Genomic DNA, 1,100 nt, shown 5'->3' on the forward strand with positions numbered 1-1,100 from the left:
GATATGATTTCCACTCATCAAGAATTGAATAATTTTTAAATTTTGTGCATCTACCCATTGCAAATCATCTATAAAAATAATTAAGGGGTGCTCTTTTCTAATGAATATTTTCAGAAGTTTTTGCAACAATAAAATGAAACGATTTTGGGCATTAGTACCAAAGAGTTCAGTAACTACGGGTTGCTTGCCAACAATGAGTTCCAGTTTAGGAATAACATCAATAATGATTTGAGCTTGTTCACCTAATGCTGACAAAATTTTAGTTTTCCACTGTTGTATTTCAGCATCAGTTTCATTTAGCAACTGCCCAATTAAGTCTTCAACAGCTTGTATCAATCCTGACAAAGGAAAGTCACGTTGTAACACGTTACATTTGCCTTGGATAAAGTAACTACGCTGTTGGGCGATGATCACTTTCTCAACTTCTTTGACCACTGCTGTCTTGCCCACACCAGGGGCACCAGCTACTAACATCATTTCAGATGTTCCACTGTCTCTGACTCGCTCAAAAGCAGTCAGTAGGGTTTCAACCTCATGTTGCCGACCATAGAGTTTTTCAGAAATCAGAAAACGGTGAGACAGCGCTGCAGGAGGGTTTCCCTCCGTAGGCGACTGCGTTCGGCGTTCGCGAAGCGTGTCCGAAGGACATAGACGTGCCGCAGGCATACCCGAAGGGTCTGACATATCCTGGTTTTTCAACTCAAAAGGCACAATTTTTCCGATTTTTTGCCACTGTTGCAGGTATATTTCTTGACCTTGCTTTGGTCTTTGGGCAGTTTGATAGCAATACTCAGGCGTTTTTGTCATTTTTTCAAGGTTTTTGGCAATAGTCTTTTGTTGATAGTCTTCTCAAGAAGCTGTCAAACTGGCGTGGTTCCGCTAGTCTTACTTTGTAAGTTATTTTAATGGTTGTCCGGTTTTGTCATGATTGCCCCCAACCCTACAGATCCGGCTGCTTCCAGCTCCCGTTGCCTTTTTGCACTAGTCAGTTTCAGCATAGCTGCCTGATCCCTACGTCACGAATTACCTGATTTAAGGTTATTATTCCCGGCGTGTCAGTGATATACGTACATAGAAAATGAAAATTCTTCACACCGAAC

Annotated in this window: 1 protein-coding gene; it reads right to left on the reverse strand. The window is 41.5% G+C overall.

Annotated features, from left to right (window positions below):
• Window positions 1-807: ATP-binding protein (locus DP116_RS09100; protein WP_169154889.1), on the reverse strand; the 807-nt coding region annotated here is incomplete at its 3' end.
• Window positions 808-1,100 lie beyond the last annotated feature (293 nt).

The sequence above is a fragment of the Brasilonema bromeliae SPC951 genome (assembly GCF_012912135.1).
In the GTDB taxonomy this organism is placed as follows: domain Bacteria; phylum Cyanobacteriota; class Cyanobacteriia; order Cyanobacteriales; family Nostocaceae; genus Brasilonema; species Brasilonema bromeliae.